This window comes from Microcoleus sp. S1D4, assembly GCF_036700765.1.
GTDB lineage: Bacteria > Cyanobacteriota > Cyanobacteriia > Cyanobacteriales > Microcoleaceae > Microcoleus.
The window spans coordinates 207,481-230,754 of sequence record NZ_JAUBPP010000007.1 but is presented as its reverse complement, the minus strand read 5'-3'; the positions used below and the strand labels follow the sequence as shown (position 1 = coordinate 230,754).

Below are 23,274 nucleotides of genomic sequence, written 5' to 3'. Positions count from 1 at the left end.
TTTTAGCTTAGGAAGTTTTGGAACCAGCTCAAAAGTCTCTACCTAGAGGAAGATGCTGCGCGCGATCGGCATAACTGCAATTTACACCCCTTGGGAGATGTTAACGCAGGCACATTTTTCGTTCAATATTAAGAATTAGAGTCAACAAAAAATTTAGAAATACTACAGAGGTTTTATGAGTATCGACAAACCGGGCAAAGATATGGAACGCACTGCCAATCCGGGCGATCGCATTTCCGACAAACCGCAAACCATCGAAGAAAAAGCCCAGCAACTGGCGGTAGATCATGTGCCAGACATCACGGGAGACACAGTTACAGTTCCAACTTATGTAATCGTAGAAGAACCAGACGGGGAAAAGAAAGCCTTGCACCACGTCAAAGACGCCGAGGAAATTTCTGATGTAGTTCGGCAGATCCGCGTTGACGAAAATGGCGATCGGATTATGGATTAACTTCAATCCCATAAAAACGGGTTTGTCGTACAAAAGTTATCTGTAAAAATCATGGAAACAAATCAAACAAATAGTACACCTTATCCCAATATTCCGCCCATTCTCGAAAGTGATGACGCAGAGTATCGCGATGCCGGGATTACCAGTACAGTTTCAGTTGCGGGCCATCCCCTCCACCCAGTGCTGATCGTGTTTCCGGTAGCCTTTTTAGTCGGAGCCGCCGGCACGGATATCGGTTATTGGCTGACAAGCGATCCGTTTTGGGCGAGGGCTTCGGTTTGGCTGATCGGTTGCGGTTTTGGTGCGGGGATTTTGGCTGGAATCACGGGCTTTTTAGATTTTACGAGAATTAAAAGAGTGCGCGATCGCAGTGCCGGTTGGTTGCACATGGGCGGCAATGTGGTGGCTCTCGTACTTTCGCTGATTAACCTGCTGTTGCGACAGGGAAATCCGGCTGAGCCGATCGTCTTTACAGGTTTAGCCTTGTCGGTCGTCGTTGCTTCCTTGCTGGGCGTTACAGGCTGGTTCGGCGGCGAACTAAGTTTTCGTCACAAAGTCGGTGTCATCGGCCCTACCAGTCAAAATCTGTAAGTTTGAGACCGTTTGTAGTAGGGACTTGATTCCCTATTTTTGGGATAATTTAGGACTAAAGTCCTGACTCCAAACTTAAAGATTGTCGCAGCCAATGGAGATAAGTCTCGCTGCCAGCGACAATCGGAATAGCAATAATTTCGGGAACTTCATAGGAATGGAGTTCCTGTATTTTTGTTTTTAAAGCCTCAAATTTAGCCAAATCAGTTTTAATCACCAACTGCCACTCCGCCTCGGAATGAATCTCGCCTTACCAAGTATAAACAGAGCGAATCGGCGACAAACTCACACAAGCAGCCAGCTTGTTTTCGACGAGAGATTTAGCGATATTCTCGGCCTCGGCTTCCGAGCCTGCTGTTACCAGTACCACTCCAAAATTAACTGTCATAACGATTTAAGTTTTGAGATTAAATAATTAATTTGAATAGAAAAGCCCGATCGCATTTTCTAGCAGGAAAACGGTAAGCTGTCGCGCAAATAAACATTGTATATTCAGGGCTAGCGGGACACCTGACTCATTGTTCGATCCTTTTTTTAACATACAATTAATTTAAATACCGCAATAGCTTAGGAATGAAAATTTAATAACTTAAGCGATCGCTAGTTACCAGGAAGAGCCTGGTAATGCTTCTGGGGCGAGGAAGAGCCTCCTTTTATCTGGCAACTTACGGGAGAGAGGACTGTAGGAGGTGTTTAATTTATTAAGTTTTCGATCCTTAGACATTCCCAATTCCCAATTCCCAATTCCCAATTCCCAATTCCCAATTCCCAATTCCCAATTCCCAATTCCCAATAACCAATAACCAATAACTACTAACTAATTATTTTAAATTGCCGCAACTTCCCAAGAATTAATTCTGCAAGCCCCAGCTAAGGAAAAGTAGCGCCTAGTAGATTCCGGTAAAATAGCTCCCGCCAACAAAGCACTGTCTAAATTAGCTCCGATTAAAGTCGCCTCGCTCAAATCTGCTGCCATCAAATCAGTTTGACACAGCTTTGTCCAATTCAGATTTGCTCCGATCAAACAACTTCCCTTAAACTTAGCCCCAGTTAAGTTTGCACCAGCCAATTTAACGCCTCGCAACTGAGCCGCACTGAAATTTGCTCCCGCCAAATTCGAGCCTTCCAAATTAGCTCCCATCAGTTTAGCTTCGCTGACATTAACGCCGCTCAAATCTGCTCCGCAGAGATTCACTCCTGTCAACTGCGCTCGCCGCAGACTGACTCCGGTTAGTTGAGCTCCAAAAAGTTTTGCACTGTTGAGCTTTGCACCGTAAAGGTTTGCCCATTTAAAATTAGCTCCCGTCAGATTCGCGCCCAGGAAGTTAACTAATTGCAAGTCGGCGCTGCACAAATTGGCATTCCACAATACAGCACTCCGCAGGTTTGCGCCGCTTAAATTTGCGCCGCTTAATTTAGCTCTAGGCAATTTTGCTTTTACCAAAAAAGCTCCGCTCAAATTAGCTTTTGTCAAATCTGCGCCGGAGAGTTTGGTTTCGCCCATTTTGGCAAAACTCAGATTTGTTCTGTGCATTTGTGCGCCTTTGAGCGTTGCTTTGGTGAGAAATGCTCTGCTGAGGTTCGCCCCGGAAAGATTAGCGCCCGAAAGGTTGACTCCGATTAAGATGGCTCCGCTGAGGTTCGCACCGCGCAAATCGGCTCCAGCAAAGTCTCTTTCTCCTTTTTCGTAATTGTTGAGCAGTTCGCTAACTTCCATAGGGCGTGATACCTTCTCTGATGGGGGGGGCGATCGAGAAATCTTAATTAGGAGGTTGTTTCAGAAATGGAACTGTGTCAGAAATTAGACTGTTTTAGCGTTTGCCTCAAACTTTATAACTTCCCATAACACCAGTTTCTGTTCAAACACAATCTCTTAATAAAGATTTTATATTGTTCTCACAGTAGCGATCGCCATTTCGGTACTTTTGACTTAAAAGTTAATGTTCCTTGACATAGATAGTCATTCCTTAACGATCGGGATTAATCCGCAAATTCAGGCGCACCGTACCCTGGAACCCTGCCGGCGGTTGCCAGGAAATCAAGGCTTTCTTGAGAGTCTCTAGAGCGTCTGTTGCTTTCAGGGTAGAGCTTCCAGAGTCTATCGCCACTTTCTGTACGCGGCCGTTTTGTACCGAAAACTCCCACACCGTCTCACCGCTAACTCCCGCCGGGAGATTAACAGATTGCAAGTATTGAGTCAAAGCAGCGCGACTCGCGGCATCCAAGCCTTGGGCACTGACTACTTGCAAGCGAGAAGTCAAAGGCTTCGGCGCGGGCGGCGGCGGCGGTGCTGGTTCGGCGTAAGGGGCTAGCCGCGCGACACCAGGAGCTGGACTCACCGGTAGCGGGCTCCGAGTCGGGGTCATACTGCGAACCCTGCCCCTAGTTTGCTCGTCCTTCTGGGCATCAAAAATACCTTCATAGCTGACACCCTGCGGCAATTCTACAGGCACTTGCACGCGACGGCGCGATCCATCTGGATCGACTCGCACTTCTTCGCTCACCGCCACCAAAGCCGTGTATTCCGATAGCAAGTGATAAGTCAGAGCAGTATTAGTCACAGCTTCCACCAGAGATTTAGTCTCGCCGCCAAACATTTGATTCATTAAACCTTTAATGCGCGATCGCCCCCAAAGTTGAGCCACCGCCGGATTACCAAAATCTGTAACACTTGCTGCGACTGAAGTTGACTCCCGCTGTCGCCCCGATTCGGGAGCAAAATTCACAGGTAAAATCTGCTCGTAAACTTTGCCGCCGGCTTGAGTGCCGCGGATGCGAAGTTTGCCGTTAGCCCGATCGCTCTTTTTGCCAAACAAAACCAGCGGTTGACTGGTAAATAAGTCTGGCGGGGCGATCGGATAAATCTCTGGTTTTTCCCCCATTCCTTCCCAACTAACTTGAATATTAGTCAATACCGGATTATTAATTTGGCGAAAAAACTTTTCAGCAGCCGGTGCTGACGGTTCATCTTGACGAACTACTTGAGAAGTACCTCTTCCCACTTCTGCCAAACGGTTGAGCAAAAACCGATTCACCGAACTGCCCACACCAAAACTATAAAGTCGATTTCCCGGTTTCAGACTCTGCTGCACCTGGGCGAGAACTTCATTTTCATTACCAATATAACCGTCAGTAATCAGTACAATACTCCGCAGAGTTCCTGTTTTTGTCGCTGGAAACTTCATCACAGTTTGAATGCCGTTGAGCAGTTCTGTGCCGCCGTTAGCCTGCAAAGCATCGATATACTTAATTGCCATTTGTCGATTAGCTTCTGTATTCGCTAAAGGAGTTGTTGAAAGTGCTTTCGCAGTGTTGGCAAAATCAATAATAGTAAAAGTATCCTTGGGATTTAGCCCTTGAATGAAGCGACGCATCAACTCCTTAGATTTTGCCAGCGGTTCGCCCTGCTGGGAACCGGAAGTATCCATCAAAAATACGACATCTTTCGGTACAATTTCATTGGTTTTGTAGTTTAAGGCGGGAATCAAATAAGTAGCAAAATGACCGCCCCGCTGGTCGGATTGAGTCAGGACTGTGGCGCGAGTATTTTCGCCTGCTACTCGATAGCGCAGAATTAAATCTTTATTGGGAATTGTGTCAGAGTCAGCTAATTTGACGCGAACAATATTGGCGCTGCGGTCAGTGGTAATTTGATGGGAAGTAGAGCGGACATCGCCGATCGCCACTCCGGCATCTATTTCTACCTCCACAGCGATATCGTGACCCGATCGCGTTCCGGGAGTCAAAACAGGCGGGTTAATGCGATCGGGATCGGTCGTATTTCGCGAAACGTAGCGCGGCCCAACCACCGTGGGAAACACAAATTCGTAATCGCCACCGACAAACTTGAGACTTTCGGTGTAGCGAATCGTAACTTCAATTTTTTCTCCCGGTTTGATATTAGCCAGAGACTGAGTAAAAATATTATCGCGTTCTTGTTCCAACAAACCCGCAGTCCGGCCTTCTTGGCGAGCTTTTTGGTAAATTTCCAAAGCTTCATCGCGCCGTTTGATATCACCTTTAATAATGCGATCGCCGATTTTAATTTCCATGTCATCCACCGCCGCTTCGTCGGGTAAAGGAAAGACATAAACAGCTTCTAAAGATTCGGGAAAAGGATTTTCAAACTTCTGAACAACTTCGACGCGGGAGATATTGCCGGCAATTTTGGCTTTAACTTCAGTTTTTTTGAGAGGAAATACTTGTTCTCTGGCAGTATTTTGAGTTTTGACGAACAAACCGCCGACATGACAGCGAGTTTCGGGCGATCGGGCTTCCACCTTGCAACCAACATCGTTACTAGCGACGATTTTCGGCGACAGAGGTGAGTAATTGTGCTCCCTAGCGTTGGCTTGAGCCGCGTTTGGAGCTAGCCACACGCCGCACTCGTTAGCGAAGCCCTCGAAGAGGATCGCAGCAAACAATGCGATACCAGCAGAAAGCAATTGTTGAGGGGACAGAACGCAGACAAACTTCATAGCGTATTTATCATCAGACTTGAGGTGCTCTGTCTACCATGACCTTAGCATTGGCGAAACGTTCCTGAGTTACCTTTCTGGAAACAGTGAGGGAATCTGTGTTTTGCATTTACATAAAGCAGTTCTCATCAAGATGAGGTATTGACAGATCGATTCCTCAATCCCTCCCTCGCCCAATCTAAAATCTAAAATCTAAAATCCCTCAATCTAAAATCGACTGACTTCTCACTTTTTGGAGAAAGGCTATATAGAACCCATTTGACATCTTTGAGTTTTTGGGTTGGGTGACGAGAAATATAGAGATCAACCCGGTTTCTGAGATTTACGCAGAATAGATATCAAATGGATTTTATATGTAAATTATTGATAATGCTGTCCCCCCCGAACATCGACTTCGCTCGGGGGGGACAGCACTATATAATTCCGATGCTACCGGATTTGATATTAGATCCGTTACATCTCGTATCTTCAGGCTTGACTGCTTAAACTTTCGCTTCCAAAGACTTGAGAAACTCCGTATTTACCCCCGACTCCCGCGTCAGGGCAATTTTTCCAGTCCGAGCAATTTCCTTAATCCCAAATTTATTCAGAACTTGGACGATCGCCACCATTTTACCCGGATCTCCGACAACTTCCAAAGTCAGCGTATCATCACCAATATCCACCACTCGCGCTCTAAAAATCTGAGCTAACTCAATGATCTCCGATCGCGTCCCGCTAGCGGCATTAACTTTCAGCAACATCAACTCCCGTTCCACACAGGGAATTTCCGTTATATCCTGAACTTTGAGCACATTAATCAACTTGTACAGTTGTTTGGTCAACTGTTCGATCACCTGATCGTCTCCCGGTACAACCATCGTAATCCGAGACACTCCCACTTGCTCCGCCGGGCCGACGGCCAGACTTTCAATATTAAAACCCCGACGGGCAAACAAACCAGCAATTCGAGTGAGGACACCCGCTTCATCTTCAACTAAAACCGAAAGAGTGTGTTTCATTTCTCCTAAAACTATTAAATTAGTCTGAATATCTGTTGCAGAAAGTGCGCGGTAGGATGCTGTGGTGGCGCACCGGTTGAGTTTGTAGGGTGTGCCGCCAGCATCGGTTAGCGTTTGTTTGTAGCTAACACGACTTTAGAGTGCGATCGAGGGAAAAATTTCTTAGTCTGTCGCCGTCACCATCGGCCAGAATCGCACTCTACAATAACTAAGTTTTTTTGTGTACGAACGTACACAATTCATCGGTCGAATAAAAATTATTGAGGTTTGGTGCCTGGTACAGACTGAAATTTTGACACCAATTGGTGACAAAATTGGCAAGTACCAAGAAACCCTAACTCACAAGATTTGTTGCATTCATTAACTCGCTCTTGTTGAAATCATCTGTGTCGATCTGCTTTACATCTGCTGTTCACCGGATCGCATCAAAGATTTAGGCAAGAAATTTACAGAAAAACCCGGTGTTGCAGCGATGGCATTTGGCGGCGGACTTGTTCTAGCCGATCGGGATTAATCTCTGCAATCGCCACACCCGGTTCTTCTCCCGCGTCCGCCAAAACCACACCCCAAGGGTCTACAATCATCGCGTGACCGTGAGTTTGACGGCGGCCGTAGTGGCGTCCAGTCTGTGCCGGGGCGATCGCGTAACAAGTATTTTCGATCGCCCTAGCTTGCAGCAAAACCTTCCAGTGATCCTTACCCGTGTAAGCCGTAAAAGCTGCCGGCACGAACAAAACATCAGCACCCTTGTGCGACAAATACCTGTACATTTCCGGGAACCGCACGTCATAGCACACAGAAAGTCCCAGCGTCCCCAACTCCGGCGACACATAAACCTGCGGCCAATCTTCACCAGCTTTCACCGTGTTTGATTCCCTGTAAGTAATGCCATCTGGTACATTCACATCAAATAAATGTACTTTTTTGTACCTTGCCAACTCCTTGCCGTTTGGGTCTACCAGCAAACAAGTATTGTATACCTTCCCGCTCTCGGTCGGCACCGGAAACCCGCCACCCAGAATCGTTACCTGGAAGCGCAGGGCCATAGTTTTGAGGAATTTTTCGCTTTGGAGTCCGATCGCCTCTGCTTGAGCAATTTTATCCTCTTCTTCTCCCATAAAGGAGAAGTTTTCTGGTAAGGAAATTAATTCCGCACCCCGACGTACTGCTAGGTCGATTAATTCCTCTGCCTGAACCAAATTTTTTTCCAGGTCAGGCAAGCTAGTCATTTGAATTGCTGCGGCGAGATAAGACTTCATCGATTCACAATATTAGTCAATAGTCAATAGTCATTAGTCAATAGTCATCTGTCATCAGTCATTAGTCATTAGTTATCAGAAACTTGAGAAACTAATGTGGTAACTAGATAGTTGAAAATTTTGGCTTTTTCCCACTGGCGCGGGGGAAGCCTCTCTTTGGAGTGCTTTTGTAGTGCGAGGTGTTGCAATCTGGAGTTTTCCCCGCCAGCGAGTCTAACCGTTGCCGCAACACCTCGCACTCAAACAAAAAATACTTTTTACCAAGCCGGAGATTTTCCCCGCGCGGGTGGCCTTTAACCAACCGGCTTTGAGAGTTTTGATGTTTGAAATTTCAATTCACATTTAATTCAAAACTCAACACTCAAAACTCTCAACTATTTTCCCCTAGGTTTGGCGATCTAATTTCGCTCAAATCTTACGGTAGCGGATGGAAAAGCAAGTCTGGGAAAAAGCGGTTAAATTCAATCAAACCCGCAGCTTGAATTGAGATCCAGAGGATTGCCAATACTGGTGCTGTCGAAAGAAACTTGACAAAATATTGCATGAATTCTGCTCCTGAAAATTTGAGACAGGTGGTAATTGTCGGTCTACCGCTAATTGCGCTAATTTGCAGTGCAATTGGTTAACTACTAGCTATTAGCGCCGATCCATTTCCCAATTTTAGCGGGGGGAAACAGTAATTTCATCGTCCTTAGCAAACATTTCACCGGTGGTGATTTCTTTGACAGCCGCCAGAGGCCACAAAACACCGCTCAGCATACAGCTAATTGCCAAAGGAACGTCGATAATAATCTCTTTTTCCTCGGGAGTTGATGATTTTTTGGCTGCTTGCAGGTAAGCGCGGCCCACCCAACCAATCCAACCAGCAATATACAAGAACAGGACGCTGGGAATCAAAAAGTCGCCAGCGAAACTCAAATTGCCGTCTACGATTAAGTGCGGGTATCCTTCCGGGCCGCACATCTCGGCAGAATAACGCTCGAATCGCGCTTTCGCAGATGCTGGGTCGCCATTTGTAGAACGCGCATTTTTAGCAAGTTCTTGGAATGCGGGAGAGTCTTTGCACGGCACTAAATTGTAAGCCGAAGCAACTGGAGCAAAACTGAACCACAGACTAACCACTAAAATTGCAGCAAACAATCGTCGCATGAAATTGTTTCCCTTTGTTACAAAACAATAAGTTTTTTTACAAGCATTTCAACTTGCCGATCGCGAATCTAGATTACCGCACTTGCTGAGAGTGTAAAATCTCCATCATTGATGCGGGAAAACCTAATACAATCAGGGATTCGCATTTTATCAGTCAGCGTGAGAGCTAGCAATACCGCAAGGATATTTCACAGCTTGCATCACTTCTCGATCGCCCGCATCTGTCCACAGGACAGGCAGATGCTCCTAGGAGCTATAACCTGAGTACAAGTATAGCGGGGGAGTTGCGCCGAATTAGTTAAGCTAGCAATAGCTAACCTATCAAATAAAATTACCAGTTAATGGCAACCATTTTCGCGATCGAAACAAGTTGTGACGAAACAGCAGCAGCAATTGTTAAGAATCGTCAAGTTTGCAGCAATGTTGTAGCATCACAAATTAAAATCCACCAGCAGTATGGTGGAGTAGTACCCGAAGTAGCTTCGCGCAGTCACCTAGAAATGCTAAATCAGGTAATTGCCCAGTGTTTGAGTGAAGCCAACCTGAGTTGGTCAGAAATTGACGGCATTGCAGCCACTTGTGCACCCGGTTTAGTAGGTGCATTGTTAGTCGGGCTCACAGCAGCCAAAACCTTAGCAATAGTCCACCAAAAACCTTTTTTAGGTGTCCACCACCTCGAAGGACACATCTACGCTTCTTACCTTACCGAACCCGACTTGCAGCCACCATTTTTGTGCTTGTTAGTTTCCGGGGGACACACCAGCTTGATTTACGTCAAAGATTGCGGCGTTTACGAAACAGTAGGACAAACACGCGACGATGCAGCCGGTGAAGCTTTTGATAAAGTCGCCCGACTCTTGCAGCTAGGATATCCAGGCGGGCCGGTAATTGACAAATTAGCAGCCCTTGGCAATCCCCAAGCATACCCCCTACCAGAAGGCAGAATTTCGATGCCGGGAGGCGGCTACCATCCCTACGATAGTAGCTTTAGCGGGTTGAAAACAGCAGTTTTGCAATTAGTGCAGAAACTTAAAAAACAAGATATTAATACCGGTGGCGAAGGCATTTTAGCTGACTCTACAATTAATGATATTGCGGCGAGTTTTCAGGAAACAGTAGCTAAGAGTTTAACAAAAAGAGCGATCGGCTGCGCGCTAGATTTCGGGCTCAGCACTATTGTAGTAGGCGGCGGAGTTGCAGCAAACAGCGGACTGCGAAAACACTTACAAACAGCAGCAACCAAACACAAATTGCGAGTATTGTTTCCCCCATTAAAATATTGTACAGACAACGCAGCAATGATCGGCTGTGCCGCAGCAGAACACTTGCAGCGAGGACACACATCACCGCTGAATTTAGGAGCAAATTCGCGGATGGCAGTTAGCGATATTATGGAACTGTACAGCAGTTGACTGTTATTAGTTGTTTGTTATTAGTTATTAGTTATTGGTTATTGGTTATTGGTTATTGGTTATTGGTTATTGGTTATTGGTTATTGGTTATTGGTTAACAGCTAACAACTAACAATTAACGCCTAACAACTAACAGCCAACAGCTAACAGCTAACGCCTAACAACTAACAACTAACAACTAACAACTAACAACTAACACCTATAGCAATCCTTGCAGGAGTCGTAAATATTTTTACCCCACCCCAACCCTCTCCGCGAGTTCGGGGAGGGAGTAAGAAATTAACAAATGATTTAGGATTGCTATAACAACTAACAACTAACAACTAACAACTAACAACTAACAACTAACAACTAACAGCTAACACCTAACAGTCAACCAAACCATGAAAATCAGATCCGCAGTAGAAAGCGATTTAGCAGCAATTGTTCAAATATATAACGCAGCAATACCGGGCAGAATGTCCACAGCAGATTTAGAACCAGTTTCAGTAGAAAGTCGCCTCGCGTGGTACAGAGAACATTCTCCCAATACCTGGCCGATTTGGGTAATGGAATCAGAACAAAATATTGTGGGGTGGCTGAGTTTTCAGCTTTTCTACGGACGCGCCGCCTATCAGCATACAGCAGAAGTTAGCCTCTACGTCTCGCCCGATCGCCAACGCTGCGGAATTGGACAAAAATTATTGCAATCGGCAATCCTGCGGAGTCCCGAATTGCAACTTAAAAACCTGATAGGCCTGATTTTTGCCCACAATCAGCCGAGTTTAAGATTGTTCGAGAAATTTGGCTTTCAGCAGTGGGGATATCTGCCGCAAGTCACCGAACTTGATGGCGTTGAAAGGGATATCGTAATTCTCGGTTTGCGTTGTTTGTAGGGAAACGGCAATGCCGTTTCCCTACCATCGGCCTGATTTGGAGGAGACGGCAATGCCGTTTCCCTACTCTGCTACAATTATGATTTCATCCAAAGATGCGATCGCCACATCAGCCTTTTCCAAATGACTAACCTCGGCATTTCCCCAACAAATCCCGATACAGCCAGCCGCCCCCGCATTCTGACCCATCTGAATATCACCCGTTGAATCTCCCACCATCAAAGTCGCTGCAGGATTTACTCCCAGTTGTTCGCAAGCTTGCAAAAACAATCTCGGATTGGGTTTATTAAGTTCCGTCGAATCCACACCCATTTCTAACTGAATCCAATCGCTTAATTCATGAGTTTTCACAAATTTCTGCACCGCCGCCGTCGTAGCAGCAGACAAAATTCCCAGCTTTAAACCAGCTTCGGAAAGATATTTCAGCACTTCCAAACTGCCGACAAACATAGGAGAAGATGACGCATTTTTAAACATTTCGTCCGCTTCATTAAAAGCGCGGCCCGCAATAGTTAAAGATTCCAACCATCCCCTGCCAGTTTCCGCAATGTATCCCGCCGCCACAATCTCATTTTCTCTGCGACTGCCCACTGCTAGCAAACCCGTGGGGTCAATGCTGCCGCTTTCGATGCCGAAAGCCATTTGTAAAGGCTCTCCAACGCCGGGAATTTGAGCATCTGCGAGGCGCGATCGCTTAAGCCCCAAAAGTCTCAAAAACTCCTGAGAATCCTCTAGAGTGCCGTCTTTGTCAAAGATTATGGCTTGAATATTTGAGAAGGTAATGTCCCGACATTTAATACTTACCAAGAATCATAACTCCGAAATTTTTATATTTTTTTGTATTGTCTCATCTTGTGCTCTTTTTGGCAACTGTTTTGAGCGCAATGATACTCTTGTCCCCCCCTTCTTAAGGGGGGTTAGGGGGGATCTAGGCCCTAACTATTACGATCGCACTCCGCCAACAACTCCTGACAAACTCCTTCACAATACTGCAACACATCAACATTCGTCAACCTGACAACTTTGAGTCCATACCCCTCTAAAATCCCTGTTCTTTCTGCATCATGTTGTTTCCCCTGTTCCGTAAAATGACTTTCCCCATCTACCTCAATTACCAATCTTAAAGCAGCACAATAAAAATCCACAATAAAATTGTCTATCGGTCGCTGCCTCAAAACTCGAAAAGAGAAATTTCTTAGACAATTTTGCCAAAGTTTTTTTTCGGCTGGAGTTGGATTTTTCCGAAGTTACTAGGCGATTGGGATAAGTTTTTGGTTGTAAGGTAGGTGGAAATTGGAGGCGTTTAATTTGGTCATAATTCTCCTCCTGTCGAGCCGGAGATCGCCCCTAACCCCCTTAAGAAAGGGGGAACAAGAATGCTCTTAAAGTCAACCCCTACTCCCCTTCTTAAGGGGGATGCGAGGGGGATTTCCGGGGCATAAATATATTAAGTAAACCGTATTTGGTCGTAATTCTCCTTTTCTCGATCCGGAGATCCCCCCTAACCCCCCTTCTTAAGGGGGGGACAAGAGTTGAAACCGCTAATTTTTTTATTTAAAATATGATCGGTAAAAATTCCACATTGTTTAAAATCTTCCTGCTAAATTTGCCACTATTAATGCTATTTGAACAGGCTTCACCGGCTTAGCAATATGTGTTTGAAAACCCGCTGCGATCGCCCTTTCGCGCTCTTGCTCGCTCGCATACGCAGTCAGCGCCGCGGCGGGGATTTGTCCTCCGGCTGCTGCAGCCAGAGCTCGCACTTGCCGAATTAAAGAATATCCGTTTTCTTCGGGCATTCCCAAATCCGAAATCAGCACGTCATATCTGCCGGGATTTTCCGTCAAAGCAGCCATCGCTACTTTGACAGATTCCGCCGTCAATACCTCCGCGCCGTAGCTTTCGAGCACGAATTTTAAGAGCTCGCGGGTATCAGCTTCATCATCGACAACTAAAACCTGCAAATTTTCTAAAGAAGGGACACAATCGCCTAAAGTGTTCAAAGGCTCTGACAGTGCAGCCGACTCTAAAGCGTTTAGCCGTGCAATATCTTCAGGCGAGCCTCGCAAGGGCAATCTCACAGTTATTGTAGTTCCTTTTCCCTCCCCCAGACTGTCGGCTTGCACCCTTCCCCCGTGCAATTCGACGAGATGGTAGACGATCGACAAACCCAATCCCAGACCTTGATTTTTCTTAGTCGTGCTAGAATCTCCTTGGCGGAAGCGATCGAAAATATGCGGCAACAACTCCGGCGCCATCCCTTTTCCCGTGTCGGTGACTTGAATTTGAGCGCGATCGCCGATCGCCTGTAAAGCAACTTCCACTCGTCCCCCCGGTGGAGTAAACTTAATCGCATTAGACAAGATATTCCACACAACTTGTTGCAAGCGATCGGCATCGCCCAAGACAGTTACAGAAGTCAACTGCGAAACAATTTCAAGGTTTTTGGCCTCCGCTGATAATTGCAGCCCATCGATCGCAGCTTGCACCACAGAAGCCAGATCGATCGAACTAATATTGAGTTGAAGCTTACCGTTGGTAATCCGCGAAATATCGATAATATCTTCGATTAACTGAGCTTGCGTCATAGCGCTGCGCTCGATCACATCTAGGGCGCGATCGGCGGCGGCTTCTTTCAAGTTTCCGGTGCGGAGTATTTGCGCCCACGCTAGAATCGGAGTCAGGGGATTGCGGAGCTCGTGGGAGAGATTCGCCAGAAATTCATCCTTAGCTCTGTTAGCAATTTCTGCTTGTTGGCGGGCCCACTTTTCCTGCTCCAATAACTGCGATCGCTCTGTCTCAAACTGCTTGCGCTCCGTGATATCCTCCACCGACAGCAGAATCATCGAAACCCTCTCTTCTGGCTCAACTTTACAAGCATTTAGCAGCACAGTTTTCGGCCCTAGCCGCTCAAAAACCTGCTCCACCTCAAAATTTTTAACTTCCACATTATTAAGCAGAATATCTTGCAACATACCTCGCAGTTGCGAGATATTCCACTGCCCGTCAGCAAGTTCAAACAAACAAGTTTGGGCGGTTTCTGAAGATGAAACTTTAAACGTTTCGTAGAACGATCGATTAGCGGTATTCACTCGGAAATCAGCATCCAGCACGATTAAAGGAGTTGGCACACTTTCCACAATTGTTTCTGCATAGTTGCGGGCTGTTTCTAAGGTTGCAGCACTGCGTTTGAGAGCGTCAATATCGATCAAAACCATCACCACACCCTCAATCTGGTTTTCCGCTGTGCGGTAAGGACGAATGCGGAGTGCGTACCAATATCCCGATGCAGTTTGCACTTCTTGTTCTTTGGTATTGAGAGTATCCAGTACCTCCCAAATCATCGCTTCTAAATTGGGAATTTCCAGATTGGCTCGGATGTCGCTAAACGGGCGTCCGACATCCGTAGAAATTAGATTGAACAGCCGCTGCGCCATCGGCGTAAAGCTGCGAATCCGCAAATCGTTTGCCAGCATTAAAATTGGAATACTGATACTTGCAAGCAAATTAGTTACATCGTTATTAACCTGCTGCAAATCTAGATTTCGAGTGCGAAGTTCCTCAACAGTGGTAATCAGTTCTTCATTAGTCGCTTGAATTTCTTCCTTGGCAGTTTCTAGTTCTTCGTTGATGCTTTGCAGTTCTTCATTGCTCGAAATAATTTCTTCGTTAGCAACTCTCAAGTCTTGATTGAGATTTTCTTGCTCCTCTATCACCGCTTGCAGGTGCAATTGAGCCACAGTTTTGTCTTGGTTGGCGGTGCCCAGTTCCTGTCTGAGCCGCACTATTTCCCGCTCCAAATCGTTTGGTTCTAGGCTGTCAAAAGTTACGTCAGTCAGATCGAGCGCTGGGGGTAAAGCTTCTTCAAACACTAACAAAAAATAGCGCACTTCCGCGATCGCAGGTTGGAACGGAATCACCTCAAAATTAACAAAATTCGTGAATTCGCCCTCTTGCAGCCTCACCCGTTCTTTTGTCACCGTCACGTTCTGAGTTTGCGCTTGATAAATAGCCGTGCGAAGTTCCAGAGACAATCCAGAAACCGCCATTGCAAACAAATTTAAACTCGGCGTTCCGGGTGTTAATTTCAAATAGCGATTGGTATCTCCCCGCAGTTGCACAATGTCCATCTGGTCGTTGACCACCGCCCCCACAAAAGCACAGCGATTTAAAATCAATTGGTCTGTTTCGCGTCCCAAGTCAAAGCTGTTGACAAAATTTGGATTCATTGGCTGGGAATTTTCTATTTGGTTGAGGGGAGAGAAACTTGTCGCAAAGGACAGTCGGGGACGAGTCGCCGTTAACTTTTTGGCATAAATTTTCGACTGGCCGTCGGCTAAATTAAATAAGTCCGAAGATTTCCCTGTACTTTCGGAAGTGCCGAGCATCAAGAAGCCTGTTGGGTTGAGACTGTAATGAAAAATCGATAAAACTCGTTTTTGTAAAGGTTCTGCTAAATAAATCAGTACATTGCGGCAGCTAATCAAATCGAGATTAGAAAAAGGCGGGTCGATGCCTAAGTTTTGTCGGGCGAACACGCACAATTCGCGGACTTCTTTGTTGATGCGATATCCGCCTGTTTCTAGGGGGACAAAGAAGCGAGTGCGTCTCTCTGGTGAAACGCCTAACATCTGGTTTTCTGAGTAGAAACCAGACCTCGCTTTGCCGATCGCCCCTTCGCTGATATCTGTGGCAAAAATTTGGATCGGCAGCGAAAGATCCAGATCGCCCAAATACTCTAACAAGCAAATGGCGATCGAATAAACTTCTTCACCAGTCGAACATCCAGCCACCCAAATCCGCACCGGAGTCTCTGTGGATTTATTTTTAGTAATTGTGGGGAAAACTTGTTCTTTTAAGCGTTGAAAAACTTCTAAGTCGCGGAAAAAACTCGTGACGTGGATCAGGATTTCTTCATACAAAGCTCTGACTTCCGCCGGATGATTCAGCAAATATTGAGCGTAATCTTCCACTCGTTCCAGCTTGTACAGCAGCATCCGCCGCTGCATTCGCCGGTTCAGGGTGGCCGGTTTGTAGTGGGTGAAGTCAACGCCTGTACTGGATTGGAGCAGGGCAAAAATCGTCGCCAGGGGCGATCCGGGTTGGGGCAATTCCTCAGCGTTAACCACGGGAAGCGACAGGGCCAGAAAGGCGTGGCGACTGAGATTTGCCAATTCCCGCGCAATTGCTTCAGGCGGCAGAATAAAATCGACATTTCCTGTAGCGACAGCGGTACTGGGCATACCGTCAAATTTTGCGGTTGCTTCGCATTGAGCAAAAGTCACGCCTCCGGCTGCTTTGATGGAGTTGAGCCCATGAGCGCCGTCTCCATCGGCCCCCGATAAAACTACAGCGATCGCCTTGTGGCCGCGATCGACTGCTAAGGACTCGAAAAACGCATCTCCCGGCATATATTTGCCAAAAATCTTTTCCCTCGGCATCAGTCTCAGCCTTCCTTCGTGCAGCAGCAGCTTGGTATTCGGCGGAATGATGTAGACATGGTTTGGTTCTGCGGCGATGCCGTCTTCCACCTCGCCCACGGGCATTTGCGTGGTTCTGCCGAGAATTTCGCCCAGCAAACTTTGGCGATCCGGCGCTAGGTGCTGGATCAGCACAAATGCCATGCCGGTATCTGCGGGTAAGTTGATCAGCAACTGAATGAATGCTTCCAACCCTCCCGCAGAGGCCGCAATCCCGACGATCGGAAAAGGGGCATCGGTTTTAGCTTCGAGTTCTAAGTCGATCGCACCGGGGGCGATCGATCCCCATGTATTTTCGTTAAATAAGTTCATACTATTGACTTAAGTACCGCAGATTAACAGCTAGTTAATCTGCTCAGCTTGAAAAAATGTAATCGAGGTTAATTTATAGCAGCTTGAGTTGCTAAAATTGTCAAACCGTCTTATACCAATTTAATATGAAGTTGCATATATCCCGATCCCCCTAAATCCCCCTTAAGAAGGGGAGTAGGGGTTGACTTTGAGAAGAATCTTGTCCCACCCCCTACTCCCCTTAGTAGGGGCGGTGGATGGTGCGTGCCCGCCCTCTTGGTTAGGGGGGATCAGATTCTACGGGGCATCATAAAAAATTGGTATTAGGGATTAGGTACGGTGTTAGAGCGATGGTAGGAATTGGGGTCAAATACTTGAAAAATCGTGTTTTTTTTTATACTCTCGTCGGCGGCTGCCATATTCATAAATTAAGCACGAAATCGCTTAAATACTATCCTCCCGAGGGCCTATTTGGTTGTCCCATCGTTCGGGCTGAGAACCGGCTCGCATACCCCCTACTTTCTGTTCAGAAGACCCTATTTTAAGCTTTTATCGCTTACTTGGGAAGGTAGGGATATTTTAATTTAATAACTTTTTCCTTACAACTATGACATAAATTGTCGTCGGTTGCGGTAAATTGTGGGAATTAATTGTGCGATCGAGAGCGAAATATTTATTCTGCATAAATCTCAGAAACCGGGTTTCTATCTATCTATCTATATTTATTATTACCCAACAAAAAAGTCGTAGAAACCGGTTTTCTCTCCCCCGTGTAAATCTCAGAAACCGGGTTTATATCTATATTTATTATCACCCAACAAAAAGTCGTAGAAACCGGATTTCTCTCCCTTGCGTAAATCTCAGAAACCGGGTTTATATCTATATTTATCGTCACCTAACAAAAAGTCGTAGAAACTGGGTTTCTCTCCCCCGCGTAAATCTCAGAAACCGGGTTTATTTCCCTTACGTAAATTTCAGAAACCGGGTTTCTATCTATATTTATCGTCACCTAACTAAAAACTCCTAGAAACCGGGTTTCTCCCGGTATCACCGGGGACTAGGACGATCGCCCTTAACTAACTATGGCGCTATCGTCTCGCACAATATCAGATAGAGCGATCGGCTCGCGCTCATCGGTCACAGACATTTCCAAGAATTAGGAAAAAGAAAGCCCAAAGCCTAATAATATCGCAAATCAGAAGTTTTGGAGGTGTCTAATAGTTATAACTATTTACTAATACCTTAAAAAAACGGGAGAATGCCGACCATTTAAGTTAAAATAAAAATAGTACAAATTACTCAGTGGTCGGCTTACAAAATATGTATGCTACTGATTAGCTGAAGTCCCGGAATTCACATCATGACTTCTAATGAATCTTCCCCTGAAATTAAACCAGCAGAATCGATCGCCCCAGCCGCCCTCGACAGCCAACAATTAGCCGAAACTGAAGCCCCCTTTCCCATTGTCGGGATTGCCGCCTCAGCAGGAGGGCTCGAAGCATTCACGGGGTTACTCAGCCATTTGCCGGTAGATACGGGTATGGCGTTTGTGCTGATTCAGCATTTAGCCCCGGATCACAAAAGTCTGCTAACCGAGATTCTCGCCAGACAGACGAAAATGCCTGTTAGTGAGGTAAAAGACGGCATGGCTGTAGAGCCGAATCAAGTCTACATTATTCCGCCCAACACCAAGATGGTGCTGTGTAAAGGCGTGCTGCAACTATCCCCGCGCGAGAAGATTTATGGCAAATATATGCCGGGAGATGCGTTTTTTACCTCATTGGCGACCGATCGCGGCCACAAGGCGATCGCCGTAGTATTATCCGGGGGAGACGGAGACGGTTCCCTAGGGCTCAAGGCAATCAAAGCAGCCGGAGGCATGACTTTTGCTCAATGTCAAGACACGGCAAAATTCGATAGTATGCCGAATACCGCTGTCGCTACAGGGAATGTCGATTTTGTTCTGCCGCCGGAAAAAATTGCCGAGGAACTGGCAAACTATAGCGGCAGCGGCCTTCTAACTTCCACAATTTCCCTAGCAAAAGTTGAAGAATCGCCCGAACCGGGAGATGCCCTGGCAACTATTTTTGCCCTGCTAAAATCAACCGCAGGCGTTGATTTTAGCCACTACAAACCCACAACGATCGCGAGGCGCATCCAGCGGCGGATGGTATTGTACAAGCTCGAAAACCTCGATGATTATGCCGAATACCTGCGACAAAATGCGGCTGAAGTCACAGCTTTGTATGAAGAAATCTTGATTCACGTTACCAGTTTCTTCCGCGATCCCGAAGCCTTTGAAAATTTAAAAGAGCTGGTTTTCCCCGCCATTACCCAAAATAAATCTCCAGAAGCTCCGATTCGGATTTGGGTGGCGGGATGTTCTACTGGTGAAGAAGTTTATTCGATCGCCATTTGTTTGTTAGAGTTTTTGGGCGATCGAGTTATGCCGATTCAGATTTTTGCTACAGATATCAGCGAGACGGCGATCGGCAAAGCGAGGTCTGCCACCTACTCAGAAAACCAGATGGTAGACGTTTCACCAGAACGCCGTACTCGCTTCTTTATTCGCGCCGAAGAAGGAGGTAGTTATAGAATCTGCAAAGCAGTCCGCGAACTGTGTGTATTTGCGCGACAAGACTTAAGCAGCGACCCGCCTTTTTCCAATCTCGATTTAGTTAGCTGCCGCAATGTGCTGATCTATTTGGGAGAGTCGCTGCAAAAAAAAGTGATGCCGATTTTTCATTACAGTCTCAACGCAGCAGGCTTTCTGTTGTTAGGCAGTTCTGAAAGTACGGGGAAATTTTCATATTTGTTTACTTCTGTCGATAAAAAGTCTAAAATTTATGCCAAAAACTTGACGGCAACTCGTCCCACATTTTCGTTCGCGCCGAGTTCCTATCCCGTCGTTAAAGCTGCTCTAGAACAGAGAATGAATGAAGAAAATTCGATCGATAATTTTGACTTAGAACGCGAAACTGACCAACTGATTTTGAATCGCTACGCCCCAGCCAGCGTGCTTGTTAACGAGCAGATGAAAATCCTGCAAGTGCGGGGAGATATCGATCCTTACTTTAGAGTGGTAGCCGGAACGCCGGACTTAAACTTGCTGACAATGGCAAGGGGAGGCTTGCTTGTGGATCTTCGCACCGCAATTTCTCAGGCACAAACGCAGAACGCGACTGTTAGGAAAGAAAGGGTATTGGTTGAATGGGGCGGGCGATCGTCTGCGGTGAATCTTCAGGTGGTGCCGTTCCAGTCGCGCACCACCGCAGCACGCTATTTTTTGGTGCTGTTTGAAGAAGTTTTAGCCCCGGCGAGCGACTTTTCCACCGTCACCGCCCAAAATAGCGATCGAGGTGATTCCGATCCGGAAAATGAGCGGCTGAGGCAGGCGCTTGCCGCCGCTAACCAAGAAAAACTTGCGGCGCGATCGCACCTGCAATCGCTAATCCAAGAGCAGGAAAATCTCAACCAAGACCTCAAAGTTGCCAACGAAGAAGTCCTCTCCAGCAATGAGGAACTGCAAAGCATCAACGAGGAACTAGAAACTGCTAAAGAAGAGATTCAAGCTACTAACGAGGAACTCACCACCACTAACGAGGAACTTCGCAGCCGAAATCTCGAACAAAGCCTGGTCAATAACGATTTGACAAACTTGCTTGCTAGTATCAATATCCCAGTTTTAATGCTGGCAAACAATTTAGAAATTCGACGATTTACGCCCACGGCGCAGAAACTTTTTAATCTGATTATCACAGATATTGGACGACCCTTTAGCGACATCCGATCGACTCTTGATGTTCCTGACTTGGAACAGATGATTTTGGAGGTAATTGATACTCTCCAGACGCAAGAACGAGAAGTTAAAACTTTGTCGGGATATTGGTACAACCTCCGCATTCGCCCTTACCGCACCACGGAAAACCAGATTGAGGGCGTGGTGATGGTTTTGATCGATATTGATGCTCTAAAACGCAGTGCCAGAACTTTGGAGGAGGCGCGCAACTACGCTGAAGCTATTGTGGAAACTGTGCAAACGCCTTTAGTCACGCTAGATGCTGATTTCCGAGTGCACAAAGCAAATCGATCGTTCTATGAAACGTTTCAGGTTTTATCCTCAGAAACAGCGCAATCTTCGCTGTTTGAGCTAGGAAACGGGCAGTGGAACATCCCGCAATTGCGATGGATTCTGGAAGATATTCTGGTGAGCGATGTTCAGCTTCAAAACTTTGAGTTGACTCATTTCTTTGAGAATATCGGCTCCAAAACTATGCTGCTGAATGCTTGCAAACTTGAACGAGAAGACCAAGCTTTAATGATTTTGCTGTCTTTGGAGGATATCACTGCTCGCAAGCAGTTTGAGACGGAGCGATCGCAGTTATTGGAACAGGAACAGTTTGCCCGCCAAGAAGCAGAAATTGCTAACCGCACTAAAGACGAATTTCTGGCGAATCTCTCCCACGAACTCCGCAATCCCCTGACTCCGATCCTGGGGTGGGCGAAACTGCTGCGTAGCGGGAAGCTGAAGGAAGCCGTCGCGGATCGCGCTCTAGAGGTGATCGAGCGGAGCGCGCTGGCGCAAGCTCAGTTAATCGAAGATATCCTGGATATTTCGCGGATTACTGGCAACAAGCTCGTTCTCGATACCAGTCCGATGGATCTGCAGTTAGTGGTGCAAGCTGCGCTCGACGGGGTTCAACTATCAGCGGATACCAAAAACATTGAAATTGTTTCGGAGTTGACTTCTATAACTGTTTTAGGCGATGCCGATCGCTTGCAGCAAGTTGTGTGGAATATCCTGTCTAATGCGATTAAGTTTACTCCACCGGAGGGACGAGTGGAAGTTTCCTTGGAGCCGATCGAGCTTCGCGCTCAACTTCGAGTTACTGACACGGGAAAAGGCATTGCGCCGGAGTTGTTACCGCATATTTTCGATCGCTTCCGCCAAGGAGATTCTAGCAGCATTAAGACGAATCAAGGGCTGGGATTGGGTTTGTCGATCGTCTACAATCTGGTGCAATTGCACGGGGGAATCGTGCTCGCCGAAAGTCCGGGGGAGGGAAAAGGAACTACAATAACTGTGAGATTGCCTTTGCCAGACTCGGCTGAAGTGTTGACAGGGGCGATCGATTTCCCACCAACTGTATTGGCTGCAAATTCAGGCGACGCATCTAGCGATACCGTCCCTTCTCTCGCAGGCTTGCACATTTTAGCTGTAGACGATCGCATCGATACGCGCGAGTTATTGGAATTTGTGCTCGAAAGCTACGGGGCGGAGGTTGTGACGGTTGCATCTGCCAGAAGTGCGATCGCTGCTTTGACTGAAAATCCCGGCAGATACGACGTGCTGATCTCCGATATCGCCATGCCGGAGGAAGATGGGTATTTCTTGATTCGAGAAGTGCGAGCTCTTGCTGAGGCAGCCGGAGGACAAATCCCAGCCATTGCGCTGACTGCCTATGCGAGCAAGCCCGAACGCAAAAAGGCGATCGAGGCAGGTTTTCAAAGGCATATTACTAAGCCTGTGAAACCCGTTGAACTAGCATTAATTGTTGCTAATTTAGTAGGACGATGTTAAATACTTTTGATCTAATGTATAGCCCAATACGGTTTACTTAAGACGATCTCCCTGGCACACCCCTTAAGAAGCAGGGTGGTTTTATTGTCATCCTAGAAATAGGTACGTAATTGGGCTTTAGCCCTCTTTAGACGTATATATAAAGAGGGCTAAAGCCCAACTACGTACCTTTATTAATATAACACTTGCGTCCCAGACGCGAGCTTTGAGCGGTGCTTTCTGTCGTTTCAGATTTCTTCTCCCCACAATAAAACCACCCTGCCTAACCCCCCTTAAGAAGGGGAGTAGGGGGTGGGACAAGAATGCTCTCAAAGTCCCCCGACCTAATGGGGATGCGAGGGGGATCTCCGGGGCATAAATATGTTAAGTGAACCGTATTGTTCTATAGCCTTTCTCAGAAAGATGAGGTACTATCGGGCATTGGCCAAACAGGGCATTGGCCAAACAGGGCATTGGGCGGAGCGAAGCGGAGGGATTGGCCAAACATGGCATACTAATCGTTACCAGGCTGTTCCTGGTAACGAGTAATATCAAATCCGGTAGCATCGGAATTATAAAATCGAGTCAGATCAAATCCGCGCTTCATAGTTCTGTATTCATCTCTCTCTTGTCTTCCTCTGTGTTCTCTGCGCCCTAGCACCGGTTAAATCATTCCGATGCTACCGGAAACGATATAATCGCTTAAGTTATTAAATTTTCATTG

At 46.6% G+C, this 23,274-nt stretch carries 13 protein-coding genes and 3 pseudogenes; 6 read left to right on the top strand and 10 right to left on the bottom strand.

Features of this window, described 5'->3' with window-relative positions:
- Positions 1-175 precede the first annotated feature (175 nt).
- Together QT998_RS10425 and QT998_RS10420 are read left to right on the top strand one after the other, a co-directional pair.
- Positions 176-454 (top strand): hypothetical protein, encoded by a 279-nt coding sequence (locus QT998_RS10425; RefSeq protein ID WP_333086919.1) that lies wholly within the window; start codon positions 176-178, stop codon positions 452-454.
- A 51-nt stretch (positions 455-505) separates the two neighbouring features.
- Positions 506-1,045, top strand: a complete 540-nt coding sequence (locus tag QT998_RS10420) for a DUF2231 domain-containing protein (RefSeq protein ID WP_333086920.1) — start codon at positions 506-508, stop codon at positions 1,043-1,045.
- A 55-nt stretch (positions 1,046-1,100) separates the two neighbouring features.
- On the opposite strand, the pseudogene cutA reads toward QT998_RS10420, so the two are convergent.
- From cutA to QT998_RS10385, 7 genes and pseudogenes are all read right to left on the bottom strand, one after another.
- Positions 1,101-1,433, bottom strand: a pseudogene (gene cutA, locus QT998_RS10415) (divalent-cation tolerance protein CutA).
- Between the two features lie 438 nt (positions 1,434-1,871).
- Positions 1,872-2,762 carry a pentapeptide repeat-containing protein gene (locus tag QT998_RS10410; RefSeq protein WP_194065796.1) on the bottom strand — a complete coding sequence of 297 codons (891 nt, stop codon included), beginning with the start codon at positions 2,760-2,762 and terminating at the stop codon, positions 1,872-1,874.
- Positions 2,763-3,012: 250 nt separating this feature from the next.
- A complete protein-coding gene (locus QT998_RS10405) occupies positions 3,013-5,523 on the bottom strand; it encodes a VIT domain-containing protein (RefSeq protein WP_333114483.1) in 2,511 nt (836 codons plus the stop codon).
- A 482-nt stretch (positions 5,524-6,005) separates the two neighbouring features.
- Complete coding sequence (gene ilvN / locus QT998_RS10400; RefSeq protein WP_333086924.1) at positions 6,006-6,524, bottom strand: acetolactate synthase small subunit; 519 nt, start codon at positions 6,522-6,524, stop codon at positions 6,006-6,008.
- Positions 6,525-6,970: 446 nt separating this feature from the next.
- Positions 6,971-7,783: a carbon-nitrogen hydrolase family protein gene (locus QT998_RS10395; RefSeq protein WP_333086925.1), complete on the bottom strand. Its 813-nt coding sequence runs from the start codon at positions 7,781-7,783 to the stop codon at positions 6,971-6,973.
- A 415-nt stretch (positions 7,784-8,198) separates the two neighbouring features.
- Positions 8,199-8,327 (bottom strand): photosystem I reaction center subunit IX, encoded by a 129-nt coding sequence (gene psaJ, locus QT998_RS10390; RefSeq protein ID WP_193971956.1) that lies wholly within the window; start codon positions 8,325-8,327, stop codon positions 8,199-8,201.
- A gap of 116 nt (positions 8,328-8,443) precedes the next feature.
- Entirely contained in the window at positions 8,444-8,932 is a 489-nt protein-coding gene (locus QT998_RS10385) for a Photosystem I reaction center subunit III (RefSeq protein WP_194012451.1), read from the bottom strand.
- Positions 8,933-9,273: 341 nt separating this feature from the next.
- Here QT998_RS10385 and tsaD point away from each other — a divergent pair, with 341 nt between their 5' ends.
- From tsaD to QT998_RS10375, 3 genes and pseudogenes are all read left to right on the top strand, one after another.
- On the top strand, positions 9,274-10,344 hold the full coding sequence (gene tsaD, locus QT998_RS10380) for a tRNA (adenosine(37)-N6)-threonylcarbamoyltransferase complex transferase subunit TsaD (protein ID WP_194065800.1): 1,071 nt from the start codon (positions 9,274-9,276) through the stop codon (positions 10,342-10,344).
- Positions 10,345-10,358: 14 nt separating this feature from the next.
- Positions 10,359-10,439, top strand: a pseudogene (locus QT998_RS27450) (D-galactonate transporter); the annotation flags it as partial.
- 288 nt (positions 10,440-10,727) lie between these two features.
- Positions 10,728-11,219, top strand: coding sequence for a GNAT family N-acetyltransferase (locus QT998_RS10375; RefSeq protein ID WP_333114479.1), 492 nt, complete (start codon positions 10,728-10,730; stop codon positions 11,217-11,219).
- Between the two features lie 63 nt (positions 11,220-11,282).
- On the opposite strand, the gene QT998_RS10370 is transcribed toward QT998_RS10375, so the two are convergent.
- The 3 genes and pseudogenes from QT998_RS10370 to QT998_RS10360 all read right to left on the bottom strand — a co-directional run bounded on the left by QT998_RS10370 (position 11,283) and on the right by QT998_RS10360 (position 17,011).
- Complete coding sequence (locus tag QT998_RS10370) at positions 11,283-12,026, bottom strand: HAD family hydrolase (RefSeq protein WP_333114477.1); 744 nt, start codon at positions 12,024-12,026, stop codon at positions 11,283-11,285.
- A 128-nt stretch (positions 12,027-12,154) separates the two neighbouring features.
- Positions 12,155-12,454, bottom strand: a pseudogene (locus QT998_RS10365) (endonuclease domain-containing protein); the annotation flags it as partial.
- 351 nt (positions 12,455-12,805) lie between these two features.
- Positions 12,806-17,011: a CheR family methyltransferase gene (locus QT998_RS10360; protein WP_333114476.1), complete on the bottom strand. Its 4,206-nt coding sequence runs from the start codon at positions 17,009-17,011 to the stop codon at positions 12,806-12,808.
- A 1,339-nt stretch (positions 17,012-18,350) separates the two neighbouring features.
- Between QT998_RS10360 and QT998_RS10355 the strand changes: the two genes are divergently transcribed.
- Positions 18,351-22,571: a chemotaxis protein CheB gene (locus tag QT998_RS10355; protein ID WP_333114474.1), complete on the top strand. Its 4,221-nt coding sequence runs from the start codon at positions 18,351-18,353 to the stop codon at positions 22,569-22,571.
- Positions 22,572-23,274: the final 703 nt, after the last annotated feature.

Coding starts and splice junctions, on each gene's coding strand:
- QT998_RS10420 (WP_333086920.1), top strand. CDS start 506: ATGGAAACAAATCAAACAAATAGTACACCTTATCCCAATATTCCGCCC.
- ilvN (WP_333086924.1), bottom strand. CDS start 6,524: ATGAAACACACTCTTTCGGTTTTAGTTGAAGATGAAGCGGGTGTCCTC.
- QT998_RS10395 (WP_333086925.1), bottom strand. CDS start 7,783: ATGAAGTCTTATCTCGCCGCAGCAATTCAAATGACTAGCTTGCCTGAC.
- QT998_RS10410 (WP_194065796.1), bottom strand. CDS start 2,762: ATGGAAGTTAGCGAACTGCTCAACAATTACGAAAAAGGAGAAAGAGAC.
- QT998_RS10375 (WP_333114479.1), top strand. CDS start 10,728: ATGAAAATCAGATCCGCAGTAGAAAGCGATTTAGCAGCAATTGTTCAA.
- QT998_RS10425 (WP_333086919.1), top strand. CDS start 176: ATGAGTATCGACAAACCGGGCAAAGATATGGAACGCACTGCCAATCCG.
- QT998_RS10405 (WP_333114483.1), bottom strand. CDS start 5,523: ATGAAGTTTGTCTGCGTTCTGTCCCCTCAACAATTGCTTTCTGCTGGT.
- QT998_RS10360 (WP_333114476.1), bottom strand. CDS start 17,011: ATGAACTTATTTAACGAAAATACATGGGGATCGATCGCCCCCGGTGCG.
- psaJ (WP_193971956.1), bottom strand. CDS start 8,327: ATGCAATATTTTGTCAAGTTTCTTTCGACAGCACCAGTATTGGCAATC.
- tsaD (WP_194065800.1), top strand. CDS start 9,274: ATGGCAACCATTTTCGCGATCGAAACAAGTTGTGACGAAACAGCAGCA.
- QT998_RS10355 (WP_333114474.1), top strand. CDS start 18,351: ATGACTTCTAATGAATCTTCCCCTGAAATTAAACCAGCAGAATCGATC.
- QT998_RS10385 (WP_194012451.1), bottom strand. CDS start 8,932: ATGCGACGATTGTTTGCTGCAATTTTAGTGGTTAGTCTGTGGTTCAGT.